This window comes from Mesorhizobium sp. M2A.F.Ca.ET.037.01.1.1, from assembly GCF_003998075.1.
GTDB lineage: Bacteria > Pseudomonadota > Alphaproteobacteria > Rhizobiales > Rhizobiaceae > Mesorhizobium.
In genome coordinates, this window is record NZ_RZSA01001292.1 from 1 (window position 1) to 1,510 (window position 1,510).

Below are 1,510 nucleotides of genomic sequence, written 5' to 3' on the forward strand. Positions count from 1 at the left end.
GCGAATAGCAATGCACGCATTCCAGCGCCGCGGCGACGCGCAACGCCGCGTCATTGTCGGCCGAAAACAGCGCGGCACTTTCCATGACCAAGAAAGGCCGCAGCCGCTTGCCGCCGTTGAGCACGCCATGCCGCATCGCCGCCATCAGGCGCTCGGGCCGCGCGATCTCACCGGTGAGCGGACGCGCGTCGAGAATCCGGCGCAGCTCGGTCTCGACGGCAGCGGCGCGCAGGAAAAGCGCGGTTTCGAAGGCGATCTGGTCGTCTTTGCTCATGGCCGGGAGCGGTAGCCGACACTCAGACATTGCGCAAGCAGGCGCGCGCCTTTATGCCGGAGGGGGCGAGGCACGGGTGGGACGGCTTGACGGAACCGATCGTCGAACATGGAAGCGAAGGGCTGGACATGGCGCGCTCGCGGCGCCTGAGCCGCGCCAGTCTGAGGCGCATCGGCCGGCGCTGCCTGGTCGTCGCGCTCGTGCTGGCGGCCATTCCGGTCGTGCTCACCTTCCTCTACCTGCCGTCCTTCGTGCATCCGATATCGACCCTGATGCTGAAGGACCTCGCGACCTTCTCCGGCTACGACCGGCGCTGGGTGTCGATCGATGACGTGGCGCCCGTGCTGGCGCATTCGGTGATCATGTCGGAAGACGGGCAGTTCTGCTTCCATCGCGGCGTCGATCTCGGCGAATTGCGCGGCGTGGTCGATGACGCTCTGGCCGGCGAGGCGACGCGCGGCGCCTCCACCATCACCATGCAGACGGTGAAGAACCTTTTCTTGTGGTCGCGGCCGCTTGGCAGCGTGCGCAAGGTCGTCGAGTTGCCTTTAGCCGTCTATTTCGATGCGGTGATGTCGAAGCGGCGGATCATGGAGATCTATCTCAACATCGCCGAATGGGGCCCGGGCATCTACGGCATCGAGGCCGCCGCGCGGCATCATTTCGGCGTCTCGGCCAAGCAGTTGTCGCGCAGGCAGGCCGCTCTGCTCGCCGTCAGCCTGCCCAACCCGATCGCGCGCAATCCGGCGAAGCCCGGGCCGGGACTGAGGCGGCTGGCCTCGCTGATCGAGCGGCGCGCCAGCCGGTCCGGCGCCTATGTCGGATGCCTGGATTAGGGCGTGATCCCGAAAAGTGGGAACCGGTTTCGGAAAAGATCACGCTCCAACGAAGACTTGGACCAGGACGGCGTTTCGACGAAACGGCATCCTGATCCAAGCGAAGCGGCGCCGGCTCAAAAAAATTCGCGGCCAGCGCTGGCCAAAACGGCGCAAGGCGTGTATAGGCACCCGACTTTCTCAGATTATGGCCTCGATGCGGCCCTTTCGCGAGGGTTGCCGGGGCATTTTGACCATGTAGTGGAGCATATCCATGGCCGTTCCAAAAAGAAAAACCTCTCCGTCGAAGCGCGGCATGCGCCGCTCGGCCGACGCCCTCAAGGCCCCGACCTATGTCGAGGACAAGAATTCCGGCGAAATGCGTCGCCCGCATCACATCGACCTGAAGACCGGCATGTAT

Annotated in this window: 3 protein-coding genes; 2 read left to right on the plus strand and 1 reads right to left on the minus strand. The window is 64.7% G+C overall.

The window, feature by feature from the left end; genetic code table 11:
* A partial coding sequence (locus EOA27_RS36050; RefSeq protein WP_189562301.1) for a polyprenyl synthetase family protein occupies positions 1 to 274 on the minus strand: 274 nt, incomplete at its 3' end.
* Between the two features lie 128 nt (positions 275 to 402).
* Between EOA27_RS36050 and EOA27_RS36055 the strand changes: the two genes are divergently transcribed.
* A complete protein-coding gene (locus EOA27_RS36055) occupies positions 403 to 1,110 on the plus strand; it encodes a transglycosylase domain-containing protein (protein WP_189343365.1) in 708 nt (235 codons plus the stop codon).
* A 253-nt stretch (positions 1,111 to 1,363) separates the two neighbouring features.
* Positions 1,364 to 1,510 (plus strand): 50S ribosomal protein L32 (rpmF, locus tag EOA27_RS36060; RefSeq protein ID WP_127258683.1); only part of this gene is annotated, 147 nt, incomplete at its 3' end.

Coding starts and splice junctions, on each gene's coding strand:
- EOA27_RS36055 (WP_189343365.1), top strand. CDS start 403: ATGGCGCGCTCGCGGCGCCTGAGCCGCGCCAGTCTGAGGCGCATCGGC.